Genomic DNA, 26,007 nt, shown 5'->3' on the forward strand with positions numbered 1-26,007 from the left:
CGGTGGCGGTGACGATTCCCGCTCAGGGACGCGCGAACCCGCGGAACCGCAACGCCGGTTTCCGGTCCCGGAAGCCCTGGCCAGACCGTTGTGCAGGAGGTCACGGTGTCGGTCCCACCACAGGCAGCGCAAACAGCCGTCACCGGGACGTGTGGTCTGATTTCCGCCGTGGACAGCGTCAGCGGAGGTCTCGGGGTGACCGACCACGAACTCGACCGCGCCGGAATACGACATCCCGATCTGCGCCTCGCATACCGGCGGTGCAAACAGCTCAACGCCGCACACGGGCGCACGTACTTCCTGGCCACCCGAATGCTGAGCCCGGCACTGCGCCCCGCGGTGCACGCCCTGTACGGCTTCGCCCGCCAGGTCGACGACATCGTCGACGGACACCACCCGAACACGGCGCGGCGGGACCAGCTGGACGGGTGGGAACGCGCACTCCTCGACGGCATCGCGGTCGGACACAGCGACGAGCCGATCCTGGCGGCGCTACTCGACACGGCCGCCCGGCACCACATCGACCCGCGCCTGTTCACCGAGTTCCTGACCGCGATGCGCATGGACCTGACGGTCACCGACTACGCCACTCGCGACGAGCTCGAAAGGTACATGTACGGCTCGGCCGCCGTGATCGGGCTCCAGATGTTGCCGGTATTGGGCAGCGTGGTCGACGAAGCCACCGCGGCTCCCAGCGCAGCGGCGCTGGGCAGGGCGTTTCAACTGACCAACTTCCTGCGGGACGTGGCCGAGGACATGTTCCGGGGGCGGGTGTACCTGCCCGCCGATGAACTCGCCGCCTTCGGCGTGGATCGAGCCCGGCTGCAGTGGTGTGTTCACGCGGGACGCCCCGATCAGCGGGTCCGCCGAGCTCTCGCCGACCAGGTGGCACGTACCCAGGCGGTTTACCGATCGGCCGAACCCGGCATCCGGATGCTCTCCCCCGCCGCGCGCCCATGTGTGTCGACCGCGTTCGTGCTCTACCGCGAGATCCTCGACCGCGTGGTCGAGGCGGACTACGACGTCTTCGGCCGCCGACTCGCCGTGTCCACCACCCGGCGGCTGGCGGTGGCGGCCCCCACCTGGAGCGCGGCCACCGCTGGCAGGCTGCGGGCCGGATTGGTGAACGGCCTCGCAGGACGCAGACCGGTACCGACGCAGACGGGACGCTCGTGATGCCCGGCGATCCGCCCGGCCGGGACCGGAAAGCGGTCCGGCATCCCGCGCCGCCGGGCCGCCCCGGTACCGGGCACCTGAGCCGCAGACCGCGAGTAGCGATCATCGGAGGCGGCATCGCAGGCCTGGCGAGCGCGGCATGCCTGGCTGAAAGAGACGTGGACGTGGTGCTGCTGGAACGAGCCGAGTTCCTGGGAGGTCGGGCCGGTGGCTGGCGCACCACCCTCGCCGATGGCTCCGAAGTGCCGATGAACCGTGGCTTCCACGCGTTCTTCCGCCAGTACTACAACTTGCGCGGGCTGCTCGAAAGAGCCGATCCCGGCCTGGACGGGCTCACCCCGGTCACCGACTACCCACTGGTGCACAGCAGCGGTCTCCGGGACACCTTCCGCGGCCTGGCCCGAACACCGCTGTGGAACGCGCTCTGCTTCGCCGCACGCAGCCCCACCTTCACCTGGGGCGACATCGCGCGGCTCGGCACCAGGGCGGCGCTTCCGCTCGCCGACGTGTCCGTTCCCGCGACCTACCACCAGCTCGACGACACGGACGCGGGCACCTTCCTGGAGCGCATCCGCTTTCCCCGAGCCGCTCGACACCTCGCTTTCGAGGTGTTCGCCCGGAGCTTCTTCAGCGCGCCGGAGCAGTTGTCCGCCGCGGAGCTCGCGACGATGTTTCACATCTACTTCCTGGGCTCCAACGAAGGACTCCTGTTCGACCTCCCCACCGACTGCTTCGCCCCCGCGCTGTGGCAACCCTTGCAGCGCTACCTCGCGGTACGGGGCGTTGAAGTGCGCACCGGCAGCGCGGTGGAGCAGATCGGGCGCGGGGCGCGGCGTTCCAGAGCCGTCCGGCTCGAGTCGGGGTCCGAGCTGGAGGTCGACGGCGTGGTGCTGGCGACCGACCCCGCCGCACTGCGCTCCATCGTGAAACGTTCCCCAGGGCTCGGCGATCCACAGTGGCGGGAACGGGTCGGGCGGCTGCGCAACGCCGACCCGTTCCTGGTCTCGCGACTGTGGCTGGATCGCCCCGTGCGCACGTCCCGCTCCGCCTTCCTCGGCACCAGTGGATTCGGCCCGGTGGACAATGTCAGCGTTCTCGAACGCTACGAGCGCAGCGCCCGGGACTGGGCCGACGACCGCGGCGGTTCCGTGGTCGAGTTGCACTGTTATGCATTGCCCCCGGACTCCTCGGTTCGAGATCTTCGCCCGCGCCTGCTCGCCGAACTCCACCGGCTGTACCCGGAGACCGCACGGGCACGCATCATCGACGAACGACACGAGATGCGTGCGGACTGCCCGCTGTTCGCACCCGGCGGTTTCGCCGAGCGGCTCGCGGTCCCCACCTCCGAGCCGGACGTGGTTCTGGCCGGCGACTTCGTCCGGATCGATCTCCCCACCGCTCTGATGGAGCGGGCCGCCACAACCGGTGTGCACGCGGCCAACCTGCTCCTGTCCTCCTGGGGAGTGCGGGGCCACGAACTGTGGTCCGTACCCGAACGCGGCCGGTATGCGCTACTGCGCAAGCTGGCCTCGGTCTCCCCCTGAAGCTCCTCCCGGCCACTGTCCGCGCTCGCGGAGCCGATACCGGCGCTCGGCGTAAGCCAGGTCGTCGCGCCAGAGCCGAAGAGCCGCCGCACGCATCAACCCCCGCACGACGGGTGCCACCGAGCGAGCCCCGCGAAATCCCCGACGCTCGGAATGGGCCACTGTCGCCTCGATCACGGCGGTGGTGGGTCGGCCAGCACGATTGGTGCCCAACGGCGTCGCGTGGGTCTCCACGACGCTGCCGGTCCCCTCGCCTTCGGTGATCCGCATGACGATGGTGCGCGGTTCGGGCGCGGTGAAACTCGCCCGAACCGGAACGCCGAGACGTCGGGACAACCGGAAGCTCACCTCCACCTCGAAGGCGTCCGCTCCGGCCACCTCGTCCCCGACGGACGGTGTCTCGAGAACCCGCAGGTTCGCGAACGAGTACGGGTGGAACCACGCACCGTGCCACGGATCCAGCCGGTTGGCGACGACGTCCTCCGGCCCGCACTCTCCGATCGTCGTGGCCACCGCCTCGATGCTCGACGCCATCGGCGGCCGCACCGGCACGACCGGCTCCGCGGTCGGCTCCTCCCCACCCACCTCGTCGAGTCGTACCCAGGCGAGCACGCCGTCGTCGTAGGCGGGAAGCGGCTGCCACCACCCTCGGGTGCTCTCCCCCAGACGCAGCCCGTGCCATCGGCAGACCAACCCGCCGCAATGCACGCGCGCCTCGCTCAACGGCGCCCCCAGGTGCGGGCAGGCTCCCGGCCCCACGATCAGTCGGCCTCCCGCACCTCTCCAGGCGACCAGCTCGGTACCACCCACCGTCCGCCCCAGCGGCCGGGCCGCGGTCACCTCCCTGCTCGCCGCGAAGACGTACCAGTTTCCCGAAGGCCGGGCTCGGGCTCGACGCAGCGCCGCCTCGATGATCGAAGGTCGTGCCGCTTTCCAGGTACCGCTCTGCTCCGCCCACGCCGGTGTTCGCAGTGGACGGATGGGCGCCGTCCAACCGGCCATACCGCTCACGAAGCGCATCACGCTCGGTGCTCCCGTCCTGTTGCCCCCGTCCAGCGGATGGTATCCGGGTGTCCCGTCCTCGGCACCGCTGTCACCGCAGGCGGCCCACGAACCAGTGGGGGGGGAGAGTGTCGAACCCCGGTGGGCCGGGTACAGCACTAGCGGAAGAAGCCCAACCTACGAACACGGAATTCCGCTGGTGCCCAGGCGCCTCTTCCACGGACCTGCACTTCGCTCCGTCGACGTCCCCTCGATCCGATCTCGTCGTCCGAGCCAGTGCAGGGCAACGCTGCGGGCTCTGAGGGTACCTGCGGCAGGCGGAAACGACCGATGCTGCGGAGCTCCTGGAAAGGCGGTGCCTCACGATGCCTCAGCGCGCATGGACGAAGAAGCAGGAACGCCAGTACGAACACATCAAAAGCCAGACCGAGGAACGTGGCAGTAGCGAGGACCGCGCCGAAGAGATCGCTGCTCGCACGGTGAACAAGGAGCGGGCCCAGCGCGGAGAATCCAAGCAGGCGAGCAAGACCGCCACCGAGGACATTCCGCCACAGCGCCGTGGCGGGATCAGGTCGGGCAATCGGTACGGCCCGGGCGGGCGCACCAAGGACCAGCTCTACGCGGACGCGCAACGCGCCGGAATCAAGGGCAGGTCGAAGATGAGCAAGGCGGAATTGCAGAAGGCGCTCAAACGGGACTAAGGCCCGGCACCCGCGTGGTCGTCGAGCACCGGCGACACGTCGCTCAGCCCTCCTCGATCGCGCGGACGGCCGCCTTGGAACAGGTGGCCAGGTCCTCGGCGGCCGCCGCTGCTTGGTCCAGGGCTACCTGCGCATCCGACGGCTCCGCCGCGTTCGGCGAATCGTAGCGCTGGGCCAGTGCGTCGAGGAACCGCGCCAGCTTGCGTGCCGACACGGTGACCGCGCGCAAGTTCCGCTGCACGCGTTCGCTCTCTTCGGCATCCCCGACGAGTTCCGGGGGCCGGGACACCTTTCCCACTTCATCGGCTGCCGTGGACAGTTGCTGCCACGCCGACTCCGAGGTCTGTCTGTCCATACCTTCCCCCAAACGGACCGCGAACGATCTACGGAGGACAACCGCTCGGCGGAAATCACCCTGTGCCGAGCGACTGCTCGTATCGCCGTTGCGCGAGCAGCGTGATTTTGCCGACTGCTCGTCGTATACCCGTCCGGAAGGATGAACACACCCGAGTGACCACCGTGAACGCGGCACCGGCGTTCCCGCGCCGGGTCAATCCCCGCACGGAAACCCGGCACCGCAGCCCCGATGGTTTCGGTACTGGTGTGGGTCGGATCAGGGGGCCTGGACCAGACCCGCTCCCACATCGGTCGATCCGAGGGGCAGCCGGCGGGCGCTCTGGGAAAGTCGTGCCCACAGCCCCCAAGCACGCTCCGGATGCTGCTCAGCGAGCAGCGCGGCGACTCCGGCTACGTGCGGAGTGGCCATGCTGGTGCCGCTGAGTTCACGGTACTGCTCCTCGCCCGGCCAGCTCGAATGGACGTTCACACCCGGTCCGACGAGATCGACCTGCCCGATCTCGTCCACCGTCCCGCTGGAGAAGTCCGCGATCTGCTCCCGCTCGTCGATCGCACCGACCGCCATGATGGACGGACAGTTCGCCGGGTGGCCGACCGGCGCGATCACGCCCGCAGAGCGCTGGCTCTCATTACCCGACGCCGCGACGATCAGCGTGCCGCGGGCCATCGCCCGCCTGGCCACCCGTTCGAAGGCCTGGGAGAACGGCTGGCCCGGCTTCGTAGCAGCCCCCAAGGACATGGACACGATCGAGCACCCGTGCGAGATCGCCCACGAGATTCCGGACAGGATGCCGCTGTCACTGCCGGAGCCGTCGTCCCCGAGCACCTTGCCCGCGTAGATCGTCGACTCCGACGCGACCCCGTATCCCTTCCCGGAATCACCGAGGCGGGGGCCGCACGCGGTGCCGGTCACGTGAGTCCCGTGCCCGTGCCCGTCGCGCACGTCCTGCCCCTCCACGAACGACCCGGTCACGATGTCCCGGCTCTTGAAGTCGGAGTGGTCGAGATCCAATCCGGTGTCGAGCACGGCCACCCGCACCCCGGCGCCGGTGGCTTCGCTCTGATCAGCACCGACCGCACGCAATCCCCAGGTGGTCGACCCGGCGACTCCCGCGTCGGCCCCGGGGGCACCGATGGCGTGCACGGTTCGCTCGGCTTCCAAACTGGCGAGCGGCCCGCGCTCGCGAACAGCGGCGTCCAGCGCCGCGATCTGGTCGCTACCCGCACTGATCAACGCGACACCGAGCTCATTCAGCACTACCCCGTCGGCAGCCCCGAACAGCTCGGCGGTCGATGCACCGCCCGCGTCGGCCGTGCTCGCCGTCCTGATTCCCGCGACTCGATTCAGTTCCCGCGCTCCCAGTACCGTGGCATCGTCCTCCAGCAACACCAGGTAGCGCCCGGCCGCCCCTGCTTGGGTTGCGGTCATGATTTCCCCCTGCTTCCGTCCGGACCGCATGCGAACACGGCCTCACCTCGCGATTTCCACCCAAGGTGTAACTGCCGTCACAATGAAGCGGCAAGCGTCCGGACGGGTGCCTTTCGATCATTGCTGTCACTCGAACAGGTAGGGAACATCCGCCGCGGAATCGATTTGCCCGATTGATGGGCATTCCGGCAATCCGACCCCGACGGGCGGAGTGACAATTCGGGGGCCGTACCGAGCAGACTCGAGCGAACACGGAGATCGACAACCGGTGCGGACGGCAGGTGAAGCGGCCTCGGTCGGCACCGCTCCGGATACCCCGGAGTTCGAAACGGAGGGAACATGAGCAGTCAGGAACCGGGCTCCGTCGTGGTCGGGGTGGACGGATCCGCATCGTCGAAGGCCGCCCTGCGCTGGGGACTGCGGCAGGCGATCCTCACCGGAGCCGATCTCCGGGCCGTGGGCGCTTGGGAGTTCCCCGCGTTCTACAGCTGGGAAGGTGGCCCGATGCCACCCGAGGATTTCGAACGAGCGGCGCGCAAGGCTCTCGACGACGCCGTGGACGAAACCATTCACAATGAGGACATTCCGGTGCATATCCACCGCGAAGTGCTGCACGGCCACTCCGCACAGGTACTCCTGGACCAATCGACCGATGCCGACGTCCTCGTCGTGGGTTCCCGCGGACACGGCAGCTTCTACGGGGCGCTGCTCGGTTCGGTCAGCCAGCAGTGCGCACAGCACGCGAGTTGTCCGGTGGTCATCGTCCGGGAGTGACCGGTCGTCCACCGCCTACGGACCGGGTCGACCACCACCGCTGCCCCGCCAAGCGAGCGGGAACGGCAGCGATCGCGCCCGATCCGGAGCGGTCGAGTCCTCACCGATCCGACCGCTTCGTCGCGGGGGACGCGCAGTCGGCTCGCACACCGGGCCGTCCGCTGGGGGTATCGCTACGACTTCCGCACGCGGAGCAGGTCGGCCGAGGAGCGGCGCAGGATGTCGTAGGCTTCTTCCGCACTGAGATGGCACCGTTCCAGCAGCACCTCGGTCGCCCGTTCGATGACTTCACTACTGCGCACGGGCATGGGCAGTGGTGTGCCGACCATGTCCTCCTCGGTGAGCGCTCCCGAGGTGGCCAGTGCGGCCGCAGCGAAGGACGCCAGCACCAGCAGCACCGACGGGTCGGCTGCCGCCAGCCCGCGAGGTTCGCTCGCGAAAACGTTGAACGCCCCGAGCCGCCCCTTCCCCCGCACCGGAAACATCCCGACGGCGAGCACGCTGCGGATACCCATCTCCTCGGCACGTCGGCCGAACTCCGACCACGCTGGCTCGTTCAGCAGATCGGGACTGCTGGCCATGCCCGCGCCGGTGCGCCGGGTGGCGGTTTCGAACGGCCCCCGGCCATGCACGTCCTGCAACTCGTCCAGTTGCGGCGCGCGGTGGTCGCTGCAGCCGGGCGTGCAGAGATGCCCATCGGCCATCCGCACGGTCACGCTTGCCAGCGCCGCCACGGGAACCACGTCGAGGGCCAAAGCGACGGCACGTTGGGCGACCTCGGCGGCCGTGCGGACCGCGAGCAGGTCACGCCCGATTTCGCCGAACTGTCGAGCGAGTGGCGACCAGATCCGCGCACGATCGTCGGCCACCCGCCCGCCTCGAGACCCCGGCCCCTGGCGGCGGAAGTGCTCGACGAAGCGTTCCCGGTCCTGGTCCCAGTCGCGAGCGCTGTCGATGACCATTTCTCATTCCCCCCGGACCTGGAACTACCCGCACCGACATTTCCCCAACCGGCTCGGGACCGCACGTCACACGGCCGGTGCCCGTTCTTCTCCACCACCCGGCTCGCCGGTTCCGCGGTACTGCAGCCGGGTCGAGCGGGGTCCTGGATCGCATGGTGAATTCGGCTACGAACGCAACCGTTTCGGCGGAACGTTCAGAGTGAAACGCGAACACGCCGTCCCAGTCCGTCCTCCGAATTCTTCCGGATCATCGGTCGACCGGAGCGCCACCGCACCGACCGGACCGCTGGGCTGCTCAGGAACCCTGCCCGAGACCGAGCCGTGCGAATTCCGTCAGCAAGCGTTCGGCGTCCTCGGGGTGACAGACCAGCAAGTCCGGCAACCAGGAATCCTCGCGGTCGTACACGAGATCCGAGCCATCGACCCGGGAGGTGTGCAGTCCGACCGACCTGGCGACCGCGACCGGCGCCGCGCTGTCCCACTCGTACTGCCCACCGGTGTGGACGTAGGCGTCGACCTCTCCCCGGACCACGCTGGTGATCTTCACTCCAGCTGATCCCATCGGCACCGTCTCGGCCGCCAAGGCCGCGGCCAGCTCGGTCATGAAAGCCGGTGGCCGGCTGCGGCTGACCGCGATCCGGAACTCCTGGTGCCTGCGCTCCCCCGCGACGGGCTCGGCGGTGCTCAGGACTATCCCCTCGGCGGGCAGCGCCACCGCTCCGCACACCAGGTGGTGACGTTCCGCCAGCGCGACGTGGACCGCCCAGTCACGGCGCCCGGGTTCGCCGAACTCCCGGGTGCCGTCCAACGGGTCGACTATCCACGTGCGACCGCCCGGCCGACGGGGTGGTCCCGCGATCCCGTGCTCGGACAGCACGGAGTCCGCCGGGCGATGCTGGGAGAGAGCCATCACGAGCAGCTCGTGGGCACCGCCGTCACCGCGCTCGCCCAGCTCGGCACCTGCTGGCGCGTCCGGCTCCGCCCGCAGCGCCAGCAGGTGCTTGCCTGCGGCTTCGGCCAAACCGGTGGCGAGCGCGTGATCATCGTCCGTCATCGGCTTCTCCTTCGTTTCCCGCATCGGCCGGGCAGAACCGGCCCGACCCGGCACCCGGCACAGCAGCCGATCCACAACTACCGGAAAACCCCTCCCCACAAGTGGGCGGTCGTCCGCTGCTGCCCGAACGAGCGGGACCGCCTCACCGGGTTGGGCGGTGAGTTGAAGCGCTCGCACCGAACCGACGTGGCATGCTGCACGTGCGATCCGCCACCGCGGCATCGGGTGTTTCGGAGCGGCGCTCGTCCGCGTCGCCGCGCTGCCAGGAGCTGAATGGAGCTGTTCCCCATGGGCGTCGTGGTCGTCGAGTTCATGAGCTTGGACGGCGTGGTGCAGGCGCCGGGCGGGCCTGATGAGGACACCGATGGTGGTTTCACGCATGGCGGCTGGTCCCACCCGTTCTTCGACCCGGAGGTCGTGGGTGGTGCTTTCGACGCCGCGTTGACCAAGGCACGGGCGTTGCTGTTCGGGCGCCGCACGTGGCAGACGATGGCCGCCGCGTGGCCCGGCCGAGCAGGCGACCCGTTCGCCGACCGGATGAACGCGATACCGAAGTACGTCGTGTCCGAGACGCTGGGCGACGACGAACTGACGTGGGCGAACACCACGCGCATCCCCGGCGATCAAGCGCTCGACCGCATCCGGGAGCTACGCGCGACCGGAGACGGCGACCTGTTGGTCATGGGCAGCCCCACGCTCGTGCGCACGCTCCTGCGCGAGGACGCGATCGACGAGCTTCGCCTCATGATCGAGCCGGTGATACTCGGCGGCGGCAAGCGGATCTTCACCGACGACGGAGTATCGCGCACCCTGGAGTTGGTCTCCACGGTTACCAGCGGCGCGGGCGTGCACGTGTGCACCTACCGGCCGACGAGCCGAGATTAGGCTCGACCGCCCGTCCACGCCGCCGCCCACCGTGACCGAGGTGAACGCGATGAGCAGTCCGCGTCCGTCCGATTCCCCCGCGGTGGCGCTCGACAGCTCAGCAGGACGTTGGGTCCTCCTCGCCACGGTGCTCGGCTCAGGGGTCGCGTTCCTGGACGGTTCGGTGGTCAACGTGGCTCTGCCCGCGATCGGACGAAGCACCGGTGGTGATTTCACCGCACTGCAATGGGTCGTCGACGCCTACCTGCTCACGCTCAGCGCGCTGCTCCTGCTGGGTGGCGCACTGGGCGATCGCTACGGACGCCGACGGATCTTCACCACGGGGCTGATCGTCTTCACCGCGGCCTCACTGGGCTGCGGGCTTGCCCCGAACGCAGGGACGCTGATCGGCGCCCGACTGGTGCAGGGGGTCGGCGGGGCGCTCCTGGTCCCCGGCAGCTTGGCACTGATCAATTCGACCTTCCGGCGCGAGGACCGAGGCCGCGCGGTCGGAACCTGGGCCGGGCTGACCGGGGTTTCCTCCGCCATCGGTCCGTTCGTGGGCGGCTGGCTGGTGGATGCCGTCTCGTGGCGCTGGGTGTTCTTCATCAACATCCCGATCGCGGTGGTCGCCTTCGCCGTCACCGCACACCGCGTTCCGGAAAGCCGGAACTTCGCGGGCACCGCCCGTCCGGATGTGGCGGGTGCGGTGGCGGTGACCGTCGGGCTCTCGGGCAGCACGTACGCGTTGATCGAGCTTCCCGCCGGGAGAGCGGACGTGACGGCCGTGGTTTCCGCCTCGGTCGGGGTGCTCGGGTTGCTCGCTTTCCCGCTCGTCGAAGCACGTCGCCGCCACCCGCTGCTACCGCTGTCGTTGTTCCGCTCGGTCCAGTTCAGCGGGACCAATCTCACGACCTTCACCGTGTACGCGGCGCTGGGAGGAACGCTGTTCCTGCTCTCGCTGCAGCTGCAGCAATCGCTGGGGTACTCCGCGATGGCGGCGGGGCTGTCCACGCTTCCGATCACCGTCAGCATGCTGCTGCTCTCCCCCACGATGGGCGCGCTCGCCCAGCGAATCGGTCCTCGCTGGCCGATGACCATCGGACCGCTCTGCTGCGCTGCCGGGCTGGTGCTGATGGCTCGAGTGGTTCCGGGGGCCACCTACGTGGCTACGGTTCTGCCCGCCGTGATCGTTTTCGGGGTCGGCCTGGCGGTCACCGTCGCTCCACTGACCTCGGCTGTGCTCGCCTCGGTTCCGGACGAACGAGCCGGAACGGCGTCGGGTGTGAACAACGCCGTGTCCAGGCTTGCCGGACTGCTCGCGGTAGCGGTGCTCCCGGCCGTGGCCGGGCTCTCCGAGATCGGCACGGGTGCGGCTCTCGGTCCGGGGTTCATGCGGGCGGTGCTGATCTCCGCCGGGCTGTGCGTGCTCGGCGGAGTCCTGGCCTGGTGCACCGTCGACCGTGCCGACCGGGTGCACACTGCTCCGATCCCCGGGGTCAACCACGCGTGCCTGGACCCGTGCACGCGGGGCGAACCGGGCGGGTGACCCACCGGGCCGGTCGTGCAGTGGCCGCTGCGACTTCCATCAGGCACACTCGTTTCGGTAGCTACGGCCACGGCGCTGCTGAAATGAACCCCCATGTCGGACAATCCGCCGCGACGACCTCCCACTGCGGAGCAGCCAGCGGTATCCCCGGAACTGAGCGGCCTCCGGCTCGACGAGCTGCTCGACGAGCTGCAGGACCGGCTGACCCGGATCGCGGAGACCCGCGACCGGCTGCAGGGTCTGCTCGACGCCGTGCTCGAGGTGGGTTCCGAGCTGGAGCTCGACGCGACGTTGAACCGCATCGTCAGCTCGGCCAGTGCGCTCGTGCATGCTCGCTACGGAGCACTCGGCGTGCTGGGGCCGGACGGCGAACTTGCCCGGTTCGTCCACGTCGGCATGGACGACGAGATCCGCAACCGGTTGGGTGACCTGCCCGAGGGGCACGGTCTGCTCGGCGAACTCCTCCGCAGCCCGACAACACTGCGGTTGGACGATCTCGAACAGCATCCGTCCGCGGTCGGCATCCCGGCCGCACACCCGAGGATGCACAGCTTCCTCGGCACCCCGATCCAGGTACGCGGTGAGGTGTTCGGCAACCTCTACCTGACCGAGAAGGCAGATGGTGGCCAGTTCGGACCCGATGATGAAATCGTGCTTCGGGCGCTCGCCGCCGCAGCCGGGGTTGCCGTGGAGAATGCCCGGTTGTTCGAGCAGGCCAAGCTCCGGCACCAATGGTCGGAAGCTTCCAGCGAGATCACCACCGAGTTGCTCTCCGGGGGCAGCACCGAAGACGCGCTGCGGTTGATCGCACGTCGCGCGTTGGAGATCGCCCAGGCTGACTGCGCCTTGATCGTCTTCGCGCGGCGAGGCCGTCCAGGAAATCCGGCGCGGGTGGAAGCGGTGGCGGGCGACGTCGACATCCAGATCGGACTACCGGTGGCCACGAACGGGCCCGTGCTAGGAACCAGCCTGACCGAGGACGCGCCGACACTCGACAGCGATGTCAGTCGCACGCCGCACGGAGGACTGCATCGCCTGCTTCCGGATTTCGGACCCGCACTGGCCGTACCGCTGCGCTCCGACGAGGCGACCGCCGGAGCGGTGATCGTGCTGCGCGAGAAGGGGCGTCCGCGGTTCGGCACCGAGCAGGTCCCGCTGGTGACCTCCTTCGCCGACCAAACTGCGATCGCTTTGGAATTCGCGGCCAAGCACCGCGTCCAGCGGCGACTCGACGTGACCGAAGAGCGCGAACGGATTGCCCGGGACCTGCACGACCACGTGGTCCAACGACTGTTCGCCACCGGATTGGGCCTTCGGAGCGCGCTGCAACGCGTCGAGAGCGCGGACGTGGGGCGGCGCTTGCAGCAATCCATGCACCAGCTCGACGAAACCGTGCGGGAACTCCGAACGTCGATCTACAACCTGTACGCCGAAGGCGAGGGGGACGAGGGGAACGGGTTGCGGCGCCGATTGCTGGACGTGGTAGCCGACGCCGGTAACGCCTTCGGCATCACACCTTCGGTTCGGATCAGCGGGCCGGTGGACACCTCGGTTCCGGTGACGTATTCGTGGCATGCCGAGGCCGTCGTCCGCGAGGGCATCAGCAATGCGATCCGGCACGGTGCCGCAACCGAGATCACCATTTCCATCGACAGCTCGGACTCCCTCAGCATCGAGATCATCGACAACGGAACCGGATTCGATCCGGATTCTCCGCGCAGCGGCTTGCGCAACCTTCAGGAACGGGCCGTGCAGTGCGCCGGAGCATTGACCATTACGTCCACTGACGGCGGCGGCACCCACTTGCTGTGGCAAGTACCGTTGGTACCCGCTACCGAGATCTGACGTGCGCCGATGTGCTCGTGCTCGCCCCCGAGGGCTTCCCTCTCGCATGTTCGGGGCGATGACCGCTACCCCGCCCCGCTGCTCGGGCCGGACCGCTGCTTCCGCCCGCCGCTACTCCTGACCCGCTCCCGGCCCCCGTCGCTCGCTTCCACCGGAGCGCCGCAGTTCGGTGGCGAGCACGGCAGCTTGAGTTCGGCGCCGCATACCCAGCTTCGACAAGAGCTGGGACACGTAGTTCTTCACGGTCTTTTCGGCGAGGAACATTCGTTCCGCGATTTGCCGGTTCGTCATTCCTTGACCGATCAGTTCCAATACGGTGCGCTCTTGTGCGCCGAGTTCACGCAACGGATCCCGTTGTTCCTGGCGGCCGCGGAGCCGGGTCAGCATCGCCTCGGTCGTGCCGCTCTCGTTCAGCGTTCCGCCGGCGGCCGCGGTGCGGATGGCCGAGCACAAGTCCGACCCCAGCACCTGCTTCAGCACGTAGCCGGAAGCTCCGGCCATCAGCGAGTTCATGAACGCCTCATCGTCGGAGAACGAGGTGAGAATCAGGCAGCGCATTTCGGGCATCACCGAACGGAGTTCCCGGCAGAGTTCGATGCCGTTGCCATCAGGTAGGCGCACGTCGAGGACGGCCACGTCCGGGCGCGCCGGTGGAACGAATGCCAGTGCCTCCCGCACGGTCCCCGCTTCCGCCACCACGTCCAGATCCGGTTCTTCGGTGAGCAGGTCCGCGATTCCCCTACGCACGAGTTCGTGGTCGTCTACGACTGCGATCCGTGTACTCATGCCCACCTCCGCTCCGAAGTCCGGGTCGACGGCAGCGGGTCGGCTCGCCGCCGCAGGTGAACAAGGTGACGACACCGACGTCAGCTGATGCGGACTCCGTCAGTCATGTGGCTACTCCCCTCCTCCAGCGGAGCCGCTCGAGCCACGGCCTCCCGGCCCTCCCGACCCCACCTGGACAACGTTAGGAAGCACACCGGGTGAGCAACACGGCCGAAAGTCATTCGGCCGGACGTTCATCGCCGGCTCCTGCTGGTCTGTCCGCACTCACTAGGTAATTCTCGATCGTGTCGCCGACGTGCCGGTACCGCGCCGCCGCCGGTTGTGGTCTGATCACTGCGCGACGACCGGAGTCCCGGAGAGGGGGGTTGATATGCGGCGCGGACGTCGAGGACATCCCTGCGACCCGGATACCACCACCATGGGGCCGTGGCGATGCCCGGAGTGCGGTCAGCACTGGGAGATCCACGGGATCGCGGGCCACCACGTGCGGGTCCGGCGGGTGAGTCGGGCGGGCTGGTTCCTCGCGAAGTGGTTGGGCGGTTGATCTCCCGCGGTCGCCGAGATCGTCGAATCGAACCGACCGCCCGATCCTGATCAGTACACTGTGGACCTCGAGTCACCGGGTTCGGCGATGCCACCGCATCCGCGCGGCGAATCCGCCGAATTGTCGTCCGAATGAGTAACGTGATCACGCTGGACGAGTCGAGAGGAGCGAGAGATGGCGAAGTTCACCTGGTGCACGAACGAAGTGCCGGACGGTCTGCCCGTGCGACAGGTGTACGGCTTTCTGTTCGCTTCCGACGGGCGTCTGCTGATCAGGGTCGATGGCCCCAAGCACTCACTCCCCGGCGGCCGCCCGGAACCCGGCGAGTCGACTTACTCCGACATCCTGCGCCGCGAGAGCCTGGAAGAGGTCACCGTGGACATCGACGATCCGCACTACCTCGGTTACCAGTGCGTCGATGACGGAATCGCACCGTACGCGCAGGTCCGCATGGTCTCCCGCATCACGCGGGTCCATCCGCCCGCCCCCGATCCGGACAACGGTCGCATCTACCGGCGCCTGCTGATCCATCCGGACAAGGCCGGCGAATTGTTGAACTGGGGCGAGAGCGGCCATCTGCAGGCTGCGGCCGCCGCGAACGCGGCCATCGCACGACTCTCCCTCCCCCGCACGAGACTGCCCGAAGCCGTCTACATCTGATCGCCGACACCGAAGCTCACCCGGCCGCGAAGCAGTGCGGCCGGGCTTTTTATGTCGCACTCCCCGCATGGCACCTTCACGACTCCTCCCCTTTTACGCCTTCCCCGCTCCCGACCCTGCGACCTGCCCGGACGACACGACCGACGCTTGACCGGGGCAAGCAACCTGTCGTAAGTTCGCATACAGCACACCTGTTCACTATGCGCACGAACGGAGTTGGTCCGGGTGGCACGCATCCTGCGGCTCGAAGAGGCGATCGACGAACTCGTCGGAAACGGCGACACGGTGGCCTTGGAAGGCTTCACCCATCTGATTCCGGTCGCCGCCGGCCACGAGATCATCCGTCAGAAGATCCGCGATCTCACGCTGATCCGGATGACCCCCGACATCGTCTACGACCAGATGATCGGGGCCGGGTGTGCGCGCAAACTGATCTTCTCCTGGGGCGGCAACCCCGGTGTGGGCTCGTTGCATCGCTTCCGCGACGCCATCCAGCACTCGTGGCCGGTACCCCTGGAGATCGAAGAGCACAGCCACGCCGGGATGGCCAACCGGTACGTGGCAGGCGCATCGGGCCTGCCCTTCGCCGTGCTGCGCGGCTACACGGGTACCGACCTGCCGAACAACACCGCCACGATCAAGACGGTCGACTGCCCGTTCACCGGCGAAACCCTCGCCGCCGTGCCCGCGGTCAATCCCGACGTCGGCATCGTGCACGCCCAGCAGGCCGACCGCGAGGGCAATATCCAGATGTGGGGCATCACCGGCGTGCAGAAGGAAGCCGTGCTCGCCTCGAAGCGGTCGCTGGTCACCGTCGAGGAGATCGTCGACGAACTCACTCCGCGCCCCGGTTCGATGGTGCTGCCGAAGTGGGCCGTCAGCGCGGTCGCGGAGGTCCCCGGTGGCGCACATCCCTCCTACGCCCAAGGGTATTCCGAGCGCGCCAACGACTACTACCAGCAGTGGGATGCGATCGGCCGGGACCGCGAGGCATTCGAGAACTGGCTGAACACCGAGATCTTCCGAGGCGAAAGGACTGCCCGATGACTGCCCCCGCACACGACGCCGGCGACTTCACCTCCGACGAGATGATGACCGTCGCCGCTTCGCGCGCCCTGCAGGACGGGGCCGCCTGCTTCGTGGGCATCGGCCTCCCCAGCACGGCTGCCAACCTGGCCCGCCGGACACACGCACCTGAACTGGTGTTGATCTACGAATCCGGCACGCTCGGCGCGAAACCGGCCAGTCTCCCGCTGTCGATCGGTGACGGCGAGCTCGCCGACACTGCGGATACCGTGGTCGGAGTCCCCGAGGTCTTCAACTACTGGCTCCAGCCCGGCAGGGTCGACGTCGGCTTCCTCGGCGGTGCCCAGATCGACCGCTTCGGTAACATCAACACCACCGTCATCGGTGACGACTACAACGATCCGAAGGTCCGACTGCCCGGTGCGGGAGGAGCTCCGGAGATCGCCGCCTCCTGCCGTGAGGTGCTGGTCGTCATGCGGCAGAGCAAGCGCAGCTTCGTCGACCGCGTCGACTTCATCAGCTCCTTCGGCTACGGCAGCGGCACGGGTGACCGGGAACGGCACGGCCTGCGCGGCAAGGGCCCGGTCAAAGTCATCACCGACCTCGGCGTGCTGGAGCCCGACCCCGAGACGAGCGAACTCGTACTCACCCACCTGAGTCCGGGAACCAACGTGGAACAGGCTCGGGAAGCCACGGGCTGGGACCTCAAGGTCGTCGACGAACCGGCGATCCAGGAAGCACCGAAGACGACCGAACTCGACGTACTCCGCCGACTCAAGGCGGCCACCCGGAACGAGGAGACGAAGTGAGCGAAGCAGCCTACGTTCTCGACTCCGTCCGCACACCCATCGGCCGGTACGGCAAGGGGCTGGCCGGCACGCGCCCCGACGACCTCGCCGCCCACGTGATCCGCACCCTCGTGGAGCGCACCGGCGAAAGACTGGATCCGGCGCGGATCCAGGACGTGGTCTTCGGTGACGCCAATCAGGCCGGCGAGGACAACCGCAACGTCGCGCGGATGGCCGCCCTGCTGGCCGGCCTGCCCACCTCGGTCGCGGGCTCCACCGTCAACCGTCTCTGCGGTTCCGGCCTCGAAGCGCTGATCACGGCCAGCAGGACTGTCGAGACGGGTGACGCGGACCTGCTCGTGGCCGGCGGTGTCGAGTCGATGAGCCGCGCTCCGTGGGTACTCCCCAAGCCGGAAGGGCCTTACCCCCGGGGACACGAAACCCTGCACTCGACGACGCTCGGGTGGCGCATGACCAACCCGAGCATGCCGCAGGAGTGGACGATCTCGTTGGGTTCGAGCGCCGAGATCCTCGCCGAGCGGTACAAGATCAGCCGCGAGGACCAGGACGCCTTCGCCGTGCGCAGCCACACCCGTGCGGCCGCGGCATGGGAGGCGGGGCTGTTCGACGACGAGGTCGTGCCCGTACCGGGAACCGACCTCACCCAGGACGAGAGCGTGCGCGCCAACAGCTCCACGGAATCGCTGGCCAAGCTCAAGCCCGTGTTCAAAGCGGAGGGAACCGTTACGGCGGGCAACTCGTCGCCGCTCAACGACGGCGCCGCCGCGCTGCTGGTCGGCACCGAGTCCACCGCGAGCGAGCTCGGGGTGAGACCGCTGGCTCGAATCGCCGGTCGCGGGGTCGCAGGAGTCGACCCGAGCGTCTTCGGCATCGGACCGGTCGAGGCGGCGAACACGGCGCTGCGCCGCGCAGGCATCGGCTGGGGCGATCTGACCGCGGTGGAACTCAACGAGGCGTTCGCCTCCCAGTCGCTGGCTTGCCTGGCCGACTGGCCCGAACTCGACCCCTCGATCGTCAACGTCCAGGGAGGCTCCATCGCCATCGGTCATCCCCTCGGGGCTTCCGGTGCTCGCATCCTCGGCAGCCTGGCCCACCAGCTGCACCGGGCTGGCGGAGGATGGGGGCTGGCTTCGCTGTGCATCGGCGTCGGCCAGGGCTTGGCCGTCGTGCTGCACGCCTGACCAACGTTCGGATCACCGCACGTCCCGGACTTCTTCCCGCTCTGGAGTCAACGATGGCATCAATGGACATCTCGTCGAGCCGCTCCGGACTCGTACTTCCGACCTATGTCGACGACGAAACTTCGCATCCGTCGTTGAACACCCCGGAATACGGTTCCACAGCGCTGCGGCATCCGAAGCAACCGCTGGAGCTACTTCCACACAACCTCACCGAAGTCACCGCGCCCGTATTCGGTCACGACCGCGTGCGGGTGAACGATCACGACCTCACGGTGCAGCGCGGCGGTGAACCGCTGGGAGAGCGGATCATCGTCAGCGGGAGGGTGTTGGATTCGGATGGCAAGGCCGTGCCGAACACCCTCGTCGAGGTATGGCAGGCCAACTCTGCCGGACGGTACGAGCACGCGGGCGACCGGCACCCGGCGCCGCTCGATCCCAACTTCGGCGGTGTCGGCCGGTGCATGACCGACGATCAGGGTAACTACCGGTTCATCACCATCAAGCCTGGCGCTTACCCGTGGCGCAACCACGACAACGCGTGGCGCCCCGCCCACATCCACTTCTCGCTGTTCGGGCAGGCGTTCACGCAACGGCTGGTCACCCAGATGTACTTCCCCGGGGACCCGTTGTTCGGGCAGGACCCGATCTTCAACTCGGTTCGCGACCCACGGGCCCGCGAGCGGATGATCTCCAGGTTCGACTTGGAAACCACGGTGCCGGAGTGGGCGTTGAGCTACAAGTTCGACATCGTTCTCCGCGGCAGCGAATCCACACCGTTCGAGGACGACGAAGACGAGGATGACGACTGATGGGTGTGCGGACTACCCCGGCGACCACGCCGTCGCAGACGGTCGGACCGTTCTACGCGCTCGAAGGTGGGATGGTCTGGCCCGACGGTCCGGAGATCGTCCCGGCGGACGCGGCGGGCGCATTCATCGTGCGCGGGCAGGTGTTCGACGGCGCGAACATCGCCGTACCGGATGCGATCGTCGAATTCTGGCAGGCCGACGGACAGGGCCGCTTCGCGCAGGGCGACCCCCGTGAGCTGGACACCACCTTCCGGGGTCTCGGCCGCTGCGCCACCGACGCGGAGGGCGGATTCTGGTTCCGCACGGTCAAACCCGGCTCGCTACCGACCCCGGCCGGGAAAGCGGAGGCACCGCACATCAACGTGTCGGTGCTGGCCCGCGGCCTATTGCACCGACTGGTCACCCGCATCTACTTCCCGGACGAGGAAGAGGCAAACGCCGACGACCCGGTGCTGACGCGCGTGGACGCCGAGCGCAGGCGAACGCTCGTCGCCGAGCGCACACCGGAGGGTGTGCGATTCGACATCCGGCTGCAAGGCGAGGGTGAGACCGTCTTCTTCGCCCTCTGAAAGGTACACACGCACGTTGGCCGACAACGCCACCATCAAGATTCGCAAGGGAGCCGCCGTGTTCGGCCCGATGTTCAGCACTCCGGAGATCGCGGAGCGCACCAGCCGGGACTCCTGGCTGCAGGCGATGCTGGAGTTCGAACGCGCCCTCTCCGCCGCTCAAGCCGCGGCAGGGATCGTTCCCGGCGACGCGGCGGCGGAGATCGGCAGGCACTGCCGTGCGGAGCTCTTCGATGCGGAGTCGATCGCCGCTCGGGCGGTCTCGTCGGCCACACCGGTCATCGCCCTGGTACGGGATCTGACGGCGAAGGTGGATTCCTCGGCAGCACCGCACGTGCACCGGGGAGCCACCAGCCAGGACGTCGTCGACACCGCTGCGATGCTCGTCGCCCGCGATGCGCTGGAGATCATCGTGGACGATCTGCGTGCGACGGCGAGCGAGTGTGCCGAACTCGCCGACCGGCACCGGGGCACGGTGATGATCGGCCGGTCGCTGCTGCAACAAGCGCTGCCCACCACGTTCGGTCGCCGTTGCGCCGGCTGGCTGTGCGCCCTCGACGAGGCGGCGGACGCGCTGGAGAGGATTCGGTGGGAGCGGCTCGCGGTGCAACTGGGCGGTCCGGCAGGCACGCTTTCGGCGCTCGGATCGGACGGTACGCGGGTGCTCGGCCTGCTCGCGCAGGAGCTGCGGCTGGCCGAGCCGACGGTGCCCTGGCACACCGACCGTACCCGGATCGGAGACCTCGCGGGTGCGCTGGGCACCGCGGCCGGCACGCTCGGCAAGATCGCACTGGACGTGAAGCTGCACGCCCAGACCGAGGTCGGTGAACTGGCCGAGGGCAAGTCGGGCGGCTCGTCCGCGATGCCCCACAAGCGGAATCCCGTCTCCTCGACGTTGATCTCGGCGGCGACCCAGCGCGTTCCGGGACTCGTCGGCACGCTGCTCAGCGCGATGCCACAGGAGTACGAGCGCGCGGCCGGCTCCTGGCAGTCCGAGTGGGAACCCCTCGTCGAGGTGCTTCGCCTGGTCGCGACCGCCGCTTCGAAAACCCGGGAGCTGCTGGCCGGCCTCCGCGTCGACACCGAGCGGATGAGCAGCAACCTCGACCTGACTCGCGGTCTGGTGATGGCCGAGAGCGCGGCAGCAGGGTTGATGGGCTCGCTGGGCAGGGTCGACGCTCAGGAGCTCGTCGCCCGGTTGTGTCGACGAGCCGTCGACAACGGCACCACGCTGCGCGCCGAACTGCTCGCCGATGACATCGTGCGCACGGTGCTCTCGGAGCAGCAGGTCGTCGAGGCGACCGAGCCTGCCGACCATCTCGGTTCGGCTCGCGCTTTCGTCGACCGCGCGCTGAGCGCGCACACCCGCACAACCGACAACGTTGGAGGACGAACCCCGTGAAGCCGCACTACGAGCTGACCGGGCCGGAGCAGGCCCCGGTCGTCGTGCTGTCCAACTCGCTGGGCACAGACCTGACCACGTGGGACGAGCAGCTGGCTCCGTTGACCGAGGACTTCCGGGTGCTGCGCTACGACCAGCGCGGTCACGGCAAGACCCCCGCTCCCCAGGGGCCATACACCCTCGACCAGCTCGGCGGGGATGTGCTGGCGCTGCTCGACGACCTCGACATCGGGCAGGTGCACTTCGCAGGCGTTTCCCTCGGCGGCATGACCGGCATGTGGCTGGCCGAACACGCACCCGACCGCATCGACCGGCTCGCGCTGATCTGCACTTCCGCCGAGTTGGGACCACCGCAGAACTGGCGGGACCGGGCAGCCACCGTCCGGGCGGAGGGCACTTCCGCACTGGTGGAAGGCTCGCTGACCCGCTGGTTCACGCCCGCTCTCTCCGGTCGCGGTGACATCACCGAGAAGTTCGGTGCGATGATCGCGGCCTGCGACGACGAGGGCTACGCCGGTTGCGCCGAGGCCATCGCCGAGATGGATCTGCTTTCGGGGCTCGGGGGCATCACGGCCGAGACGTTGGTCGTCGCAGGCCGGGAGGACCCGGCGACGCCGCCTGCACACGCCGAGCGGATCACCGACACCATCCCGGAAGCACGACTGGCCGTACTCGACGGTGCCGCTCACCTGGCCAACGTGGAGCAGGCTCGCACCGTGACCCATCTGATGCTCGACCACTTCCTCCGGAGCAGTCGATGAACGCAGGCGACGCGGACCAGGACCGGCACGCAGACGGGATGACCGTGCGCCGGGAGGTTCTCGGCGACGCGCACGTCGATCGTGCCGTGGCCAACACGACCGAGTTCACCCAACCGTTTCAGGACTTCATCACGCGTTACGCGTGGGGCGAACTGTGGACCGGAGAGGCCATCGACCGGCCGACGCGCAGCTGCGTCACGCTGGCCATCCTCGCCGGTGCTGGTCTGGAGACCGAGTTCGCGATGCACGTGCGCGCCGCACTACGGAACGGGGTGCGTCCGGAAGAGATCCGCGAGGTCCTCATGCACGTGGCCGTCTACGCCGGGGTGCCGCGGGCGAACAGCGCGTTCGGAATCGCCAACGCGATTCTCGCCGAGCACGAAGGCACCACCCAGAGCAGCGGCAACGACGCGGGGCCCACCGGTTAACCTGGTAGGTCGCCTGAGCACAGCAGTCCCGTGAGGAGAGCCATGGAGCCCGTTTCCGATTCCGCGGGCGGTTACGTCCAGTCGCTGGCACGCGGGCTGATGGTGATCCGCGCGTTCGACGAGACCCGCCCGGAGATGACCCTCAGCGAGGTCGCGCGGTCGACCGAGCTGTCGAGGGCCGCGGCCCGCAGGTTTCTGCACACACTGGCCCAGTTGGGTTATGTGTGGACGGATGGGCGGGTCTTCGCGCTCACTCCGAGAGTGCTCGAACTCGGGTTTTCCTATCTCTCCAGCATTTCGCTGCCGGAGATCGCGCAGCCGCATCTGGAGCAGCTGGTCTCGTCGGTGCACGAGTCCGCGTCGGTTTCGGTTCTCGACGGTGACGACATCGTCTACATCGCTCGTGTCCCCACGTCGCGCATCATGACGGTCTCGATCAACATCGGAACCCGGTTTCCGGCCTACGCGACCTCGATGGGCCGGGTGATGCTCGCCCACCTCCCCGATGAAGAACGCGAGGGGTTCCTGGTGCGCACGCACCCGCGACCACTGGGCCCGCACACCGTTGCGACCGCCGAGGACCTCCGCCGCGAGCTCGAACTGATCCGGCAGCAGGGCTGGGCTCTGGTCGATCAGGAGCTCGAAGCGGGGTTGCGGTCGGTGGCCGCACCGATCCGTGACCGTTCGGGCGCGGTCGTGGCCTCGGCGAACATCTCCTCGCACGCCACCCGGACGAGCAGCGAACAAGCCCGCACCGGACTGCTTCCCGAACTGCTCGACACCGCCGCACGCATCGAAGCCGATCTTCGGGTCGCACCGAATCCGCGGACCAGTCACGTTTCGCATTGATGCGTGACGGCGCCGAGTCGACGGGTACTCAGTGCGCATGCGCAAGAAATACGACACTCGCAAGCTCGGCAGGCAGGACTTCGAACGCGGCCTGCCGGGTTATCACGACAAGTTGGCGGAGTTCACCGGTGCACCGTCGGGACGCAGTGCGCTGACCCTGCGGTTGTGGCTGGCGGGATTCGGGTTCGTTTTCTGCGTCACCGCGGCGTTGCTGCTCTTCAGTGCGCTTCCCGAACTGGCCTGGTTCGCGTGGGTACTGCTGGTGCTCGCGGTGATCGCCGCGGTCGACTTCGGGTGGGTGGTGCACCGCAAGCGCCGGGGTGAACCGGGCTGAACATCTCCGGCTGGAGGCTCGCCCACCACCGCCTCGACGACCGGGAGCAGGCTGTTCCGGGATACCGGCGCAGCCGCTCTCGTCCTCCGCGCCCGGTACTCGGCCGGCTTCCGGCGAAGGTTCCAGTGGCAGGCTCCGGCAGCGGGGCCGCAGCCACCTCCGCACGATCGGCACACGATCAAGTGAACAGGGGAACGTCCTCCTCCAGATGCGAGTCACATCCGGTGACCCGCTCCGGAACCTGGAAGGAAATTCCGTGGGAGACATCCGCGTTCACCTCAGCGGTGGCCCCGAAGGAGGCCACGAGATCAGCATCGCCACCGACGCGTCGGGGCTGCCGATCCCCCGCATCGCACTACCCGCTCGACGGTCCGCGAGTACCCGAGCGCCCGCCGAGCAGGAGCCACCATTGTTGATCTACGAACGCTCCCGCTCCCGTCCGGACGGGAGTTGGGAGTTCCGCTACGTGGGGGCGCAGGCCGCGACGTGACCGCGCCCGGTGGCTGACCACTGGCGGCTTCCCAAGTGACGCTCCTCACTGGCGTTGACTTCAAGCTAGCGTGAAGTTCGAGGATTGATCGGTACACCGTCCTCCGGACAGCCACCGAAAGGCACACCATGACTTCCAACGGCGTGAGCTGGGCGACCATGCGCTCCTTCGCCAGCGACAACACCGTCACGCGACAACGGCTCACCCCCGGTCTGCCCAAGCGGATCCTCCGCTACGCGCGTCCGTACGTTCGGGAGATCGTGCCGTTCCTGCTCCTCGTGGCGCTGGCCGCCGTCGTCGGTGTCGTCACTCCCCTGCTGTTCAAAGCCATCATCGACAACGGGATCATCCCGGGGAACCTTCTCGTGGTCACCTGGCTCGCGGTGGCGGTGGCCGGCGTAGCCGTCCTGGAAGCCGTGTTGTCCCTGGCGCAGCGCTGGTACTCCGCGAAGCTCGGTGAGGGGCTGATCTACGACCTTCGCGCGGAGGTCTTCGACCACGTCCAGAACATGCCGATCGCGTTCTTCGTCCGGGCTCAGACCGGGGCTCTGGTCAGCCGCCTCAACAGCGACGTCATAGGCGCGCAGCGGGCGCTGACCAGCACACTCTCCGCCGTGGTCTCCAACGTCCTGAGTCTGATCATCGTTCTGGCCACGATGTTCACACTGTCTTGGAAGATCACCTTGATCGCCTTGGCCCTGCTACCGCTGTTCCTGCTGCCGGTCCGCTGGGTGGGCAGGCGCCTGCAACGCGTCACCCGCGAGCAGATGAAGGTCGATGCCGAGATGAGCTCGCTGATGACCGAACGCTTCGGCGTATCCGGAGCGATGCTGGCCAAGCTCTACGGCCGTGCGGACGAGGAATCGTCGGCCTTCTCCGACCGGGCTGCCAGGGTTCGCGACCTCGGGGTGATCTCGGCGATGTACAGCCGCGTCTTCTTCGTGGTGATGACGCTGCTGGCCGCGCTGGCGACCGCCGTGGTCTACGGATTGGGTGGCGGTCTGGTGATCACGGGAACGCTCCAGCTCGGAACGCTCGTCGCGTTGGCGACTCTGCTGACCCGGCTCTACGGTCCGCTGACCGCGCTGACAAACGTGCACGTGGACGTGATGACCGCGCTGGTGAGCTTCGACCGGGTTTTCGAGGTCCTCGATCTGCGTCCGATGGTCGAGGAGAAGCAGGATGCGGTAGCCCTGCCGTCGGGCGCGACCGACATCGAGTTCGACCACGTCTCCTTCAGCTACCCCGCCTCGGCCGACATCTCGCTGGCGTCCCTGGAATCGGTGGCCCGCCCGGACAACGCCCCCGCGCACGAGGTGCTCCGCGACATCACGTTCCACGCCGAGCAGGGTCAGACCATCGCCCTCGTCGGCCACTCCGGGGCGGGCAAGACGACGATCACCCACCTGGCCGGGCGGCTGTACGACGTAGACAGCGGTGCGGTCCGGGTCGGTCGGCACGACGTGCGCGATGTGCGAATGGATGCGTTGCACTCGACCGTCGGGGTGGTCCCCCAGGAAGCGCACCTGTTCCACGACAGCGTCCGGGCCAATCTGCGGCTGGCCCGCCCTGACGCCACCGACGAGGACCTGTTCGAGGCGTTGCGAACCGCACAACTGGATCACCTCATCGCCGAGTTGCCGGACGGGTTGAACACCGTCGTCGGCGATCGCGGCTATCGACTCTCGGGAGGCGAGAAGCAGCGACTGGCGATCGCGCGGCTCCTGCTGAAGGCTCCCCCGGTCGTCGTGCTCGACGAGGCCACAGCCCACCTGGACTCCGAGTCCGAGGCAGCCGTGCAGGCGGCGTTGCAGCGGGCGTTGTCGGGCCGAACCGCATTGGTGATCGCGCATCGACTGGCCACCATCCGGGAGGCCGACCGCATCCTGGTCGTGTCCGACGGGCGCATCGCCGAGTCGGGCACGCACAGCGAGTTGCTGGCGCGCAGCGGCCTGTACGCCGATCTCTACCGCACCCAGTTCGCCGATCGATCCGACGGCGCGGACACGCCCGGACCTCCCGCGTTGGCCTCCCGGCCCGGCGGCTTGGCGTGAACCTCGCGGGGGTGTACGGCCCGGTTCGACCGGCTGGTCCGCGCGGCC

Annotated in this window: 26 protein-coding genes; 20 read left to right on the forward strand and 6 right to left on the reverse strand. The window is 68.3% G+C overall.

Going from position 1 to position 26,007, the window contains the following annotated elements:
- Window positions 1-168 precede the first annotated feature (168 nt).
- The gene (locus ACYVAN_RS14645; protein ID WP_460959813.1) at window positions 169-1,176 is read left to right on the forward strand and encodes a phytoene/squalene synthase family protein; all 1,008 of its coding nucleotides are present in this window, start codon (window positions 169-171) and stop codon (window positions 1,174-1,176) included.
- The gene (locus ACYVAN_RS14650; protein WP_460959815.1) at window positions 1,176-2,720 is read left to right on the forward strand and encodes an FAD-dependent oxidoreductase; all 1,545 of its coding nucleotides are present in this window, start codon (window positions 1,176-1,178) and stop codon (window positions 2,718-2,720) included. The genes ACYVAN_RS14645 and ACYVAN_RS14650 overlap by 1 nt, the downstream gene beginning before the upstream one ends.
- Here the strand turns inward: ACYVAN_RS14650 and ACYVAN_RS14655 are convergent.
- On the reverse strand, window positions 2,688-3,740 hold the full coding sequence (locus ACYVAN_RS14655) for a DUF5914 domain-containing protein (protein ID WP_460959979.1): 1,053 nt from the start codon (window positions 3,738-3,740) through the stop codon (window positions 2,688-2,690). The two genes, ACYVAN_RS14650 and ACYVAN_RS14655, sit on opposite strands and share 33 nt — an antisense overlap.
- 347 nt (window positions 3,741-4,087) lie before the next feature.
- On the opposite strand from ACYVAN_RS14655, the gene ACYVAN_RS14660 reads away from it, so the two are divergent.
- The gene (locus ACYVAN_RS14660) at window positions 4,088-4,423 is read left to right on the forward strand and encodes a hypothetical protein (RefSeq protein ID WP_460959817.1); all 336 of its coding nucleotides are present in this window, start codon (window positions 4,088-4,090) and stop codon (window positions 4,421-4,423) included.
- A gap of 43 nt (window positions 4,424-4,466) precedes the next feature.
- Here ACYVAN_RS14660 and ACYVAN_RS14665 read toward each other — a convergent pair whose 3' ends face one another.
- Complete coding sequence (locus ACYVAN_RS14665; RefSeq protein WP_460959819.1) at window positions 4,467-4,778, reverse strand: hypothetical protein; 312 nt, start codon at window positions 4,776-4,778, stop codon at window positions 4,467-4,469.
- A gap of 258 nt (window positions 4,779-5,036) precedes the next feature.
- A complete protein-coding gene (locus ACYVAN_RS14670) occupies window positions 5,037-6,209 on the reverse strand; it encodes a S8 family serine peptidase (protein WP_460959821.1) in 1,173 nt (390 codons plus the stop codon).
- A 339-nt stretch (window positions 6,210-6,548) separates the two neighbouring features.
- Here ACYVAN_RS14670 and ACYVAN_RS14675 point away from each other — a divergent pair, with 339 nt between their 5' ends.
- The gene (locus tag ACYVAN_RS14675; RefSeq protein ID WP_460959823.1) at window positions 6,549-6,983 is read left to right on the forward strand and encodes a universal stress protein; all 435 of its coding nucleotides are present in this window, start codon (window positions 6,549-6,551) and stop codon (window positions 6,981-6,983) included.
- 173 nt (window positions 6,984-7,156) lie between these two features.
- On the opposite strand, the gene ACYVAN_RS14680 is transcribed toward ACYVAN_RS14675, so the two are convergent.
- Complete coding sequence (locus ACYVAN_RS14680; RefSeq protein ID WP_460959825.1) at window positions 7,157-7,945, reverse strand: ANTAR domain-containing protein; 789 nt, start codon at window positions 7,943-7,945, stop codon at window positions 7,157-7,159.
- Window positions 7,946-8,240: 295 nt separating this feature from the next.
- Entirely contained in the window at window positions 8,241-8,999 is a 759-nt protein-coding gene (locus ACYVAN_RS14685) for a 3'(2'),5'-bisphosphate nucleotidase CysQ (protein ID WP_460959827.1), read from the reverse strand.
- 273 nt (window positions 9,000-9,272) lie between these two features.
- Between ACYVAN_RS14685 and ACYVAN_RS14690 the strand changes: the two genes are divergently transcribed.
- The 3 genes from ACYVAN_RS14690 (at window position 9,273) to ACYVAN_RS14700 (ending at window position 13,257) form a co-directional block, all read left to right on the forward strand.
- Window positions 9,273-9,884 (forward strand): dihydrofolate reductase family protein, encoded by a 612-nt coding sequence (locus ACYVAN_RS14690; protein ID WP_460959829.1) that lies wholly within the window; start codon window positions 9,273-9,275, stop codon window positions 9,882-9,884.
- Between the two features lie 49 nt (window positions 9,885-9,933).
- Window positions 9,934-11,412, forward strand: coding sequence for an MFS transporter (locus ACYVAN_RS14695; protein WP_460959831.1), 1,479 nt, complete (start codon window positions 9,934-9,936; stop codon window positions 11,410-11,412).
- Between the two features lie 93 nt (window positions 11,413-11,505).
- Complete coding sequence (locus tag ACYVAN_RS14700; RefSeq protein ID WP_460959833.1) at window positions 11,506-13,257, forward strand: sensor histidine kinase; 1,752 nt, start codon at window positions 11,506-11,508, stop codon at window positions 13,255-13,257.
- Between the two features lie 111 nt (window positions 13,258-13,368).
- Here ACYVAN_RS14700 and ACYVAN_RS14705 read toward each other — a convergent pair whose 3' ends face one another.
- On the reverse strand, window positions 13,369-14,043 hold the full coding sequence (locus tag ACYVAN_RS14705) for a response regulator (protein WP_460959835.1): 675 nt from the start codon (window positions 14,041-14,043) through the stop codon (window positions 13,369-13,371).
- 718 nt (window positions 14,044-14,761) lie between these two features.
- Between ACYVAN_RS14705 and ACYVAN_RS14710 the strand changes: the two genes are divergently transcribed.
- From ACYVAN_RS14710 to ACYVAN_RS14770, 13 genes are all read left to right on the forward strand, one after another.
- Window positions 14,762-15,247 (forward strand): NUDIX hydrolase, encoded by a 486-nt coding sequence (locus ACYVAN_RS14710; protein WP_460959838.1) that lies wholly within the window; start codon window positions 14,762-14,764, stop codon window positions 15,245-15,247.
- Window positions 15,248-15,472: 225 nt separating this feature from the next.
- Window positions 15,473-16,294: a CoA transferase subunit A gene (locus tag ACYVAN_RS14715; protein ID WP_460959840.1), complete on the forward strand. Its 822-nt coding sequence runs from the start codon at window positions 15,473-15,475 to the stop codon at window positions 16,292-16,294.
- Complete coding sequence (locus ACYVAN_RS14720) at window positions 16,291-17,082, forward strand: CoA-transferase subunit beta (protein ID WP_460959842.1); 792 nt, start codon at window positions 16,291-16,293, stop codon at window positions 17,080-17,082. The genes ACYVAN_RS14715 and ACYVAN_RS14720 overlap by 4 nt, the downstream gene beginning before the upstream one ends.
- Entirely contained in the window at window positions 17,079-18,263 is a 1,185-nt protein-coding gene (locus ACYVAN_RS14725; RefSeq protein ID WP_460959844.1) for a thiolase family protein, read from the forward strand. The genes ACYVAN_RS14720 and ACYVAN_RS14725 overlap by 4 nt, the downstream gene beginning before the upstream one ends.
- A gap of 53 nt (window positions 18,264-18,316) precedes the next feature.
- On the forward strand, window positions 18,317-19,072 hold the full coding sequence (gene pcaH / locus ACYVAN_RS14730; protein ID WP_460959846.1) for a protocatechuate 3,4-dioxygenase subunit beta: 756 nt from the start codon (window positions 18,317-18,319) through the stop codon (window positions 19,070-19,072).
- Window positions 19,072-19,641 carry a protocatechuate 3,4-dioxygenase subunit alpha gene (gene pcaG / locus ACYVAN_RS14735; protein WP_460959848.1) on the forward strand — a complete coding sequence of 190 codons (570 nt, stop codon included), beginning with the start codon at window positions 19,072-19,074 and terminating at the stop codon, window positions 19,639-19,641. The genes pcaH and pcaG overlap by 1 nt, the downstream gene beginning before the upstream one ends.
- Before the next feature lie 16 nt (window positions 19,642-19,657).
- Window positions 19,658-21,043 (forward strand): 3-carboxy-cis,cis-muconate cycloisomerase, encoded by a 1,386-nt coding sequence (pcaB, locus tag ACYVAN_RS14740; RefSeq protein WP_460959850.1) that lies wholly within the window; start codon window positions 19,658-19,660, stop codon window positions 21,041-21,043.
- Window positions 21,040-21,804: a 3-oxoadipate enol-lactonase gene (gene pcaD / locus ACYVAN_RS14745; RefSeq protein ID WP_460959852.1), complete on the forward strand. Its 765-nt coding sequence runs from the start codon at window positions 21,040-21,042 to the stop codon at window positions 21,802-21,804. Before pcaB ends, pcaD begins: the two co-directional genes overlap by 4 nt.
- Window positions 21,801-22,232 carry a 4-carboxymuconolactone decarboxylase gene (gene pcaC / locus ACYVAN_RS14750; protein ID WP_460959854.1) on the forward strand — a complete coding sequence of 144 codons (432 nt, stop codon included), beginning with the start codon at window positions 21,801-21,803 and terminating at the stop codon, window positions 22,230-22,232. The genes pcaD and pcaC overlap by 4 nt, the downstream gene beginning before the upstream one ends.
- A gap of 42 nt (window positions 22,233-22,274) precedes the next feature.
- Complete coding sequence (locus ACYVAN_RS14755) at window positions 22,275-23,081, forward strand: IclR family transcriptional regulator domain-containing protein (protein ID WP_460959856.1); 807 nt, start codon at window positions 22,275-22,277, stop codon at window positions 23,079-23,081.
- A 37-nt stretch (window positions 23,082-23,118) separates the two neighbouring features.
- A complete protein-coding gene (locus ACYVAN_RS14760; RefSeq protein ID WP_460959858.1) occupies window positions 23,119-23,415 on the forward strand; it encodes a DUF6343 family protein in 297 nt (98 codons plus the stop codon).
- Between the two features lie 256 nt (window positions 23,416-23,671).
- The gene (locus ACYVAN_RS14765; RefSeq protein ID WP_460959860.1) at window positions 23,672-23,905 is read left to right on the forward strand and encodes a hypothetical protein; all 234 of its coding nucleotides are present in this window, start codon (window positions 23,672-23,674) and stop codon (window positions 23,903-23,905) included.
- A gap of 128 nt (window positions 23,906-24,033) precedes the next feature.
- A complete protein-coding gene (locus tag ACYVAN_RS14770) occupies window positions 24,034-25,959 on the forward strand; it encodes an ABC transporter ATP-binding protein (protein WP_460959862.1) in 1,926 nt (641 codons plus the stop codon).
- Window positions 25,960-26,007 lie beyond the last annotated feature (48 nt).

The organism is Parasphingorhabdus pacifica (assembly GCF_054779195.1).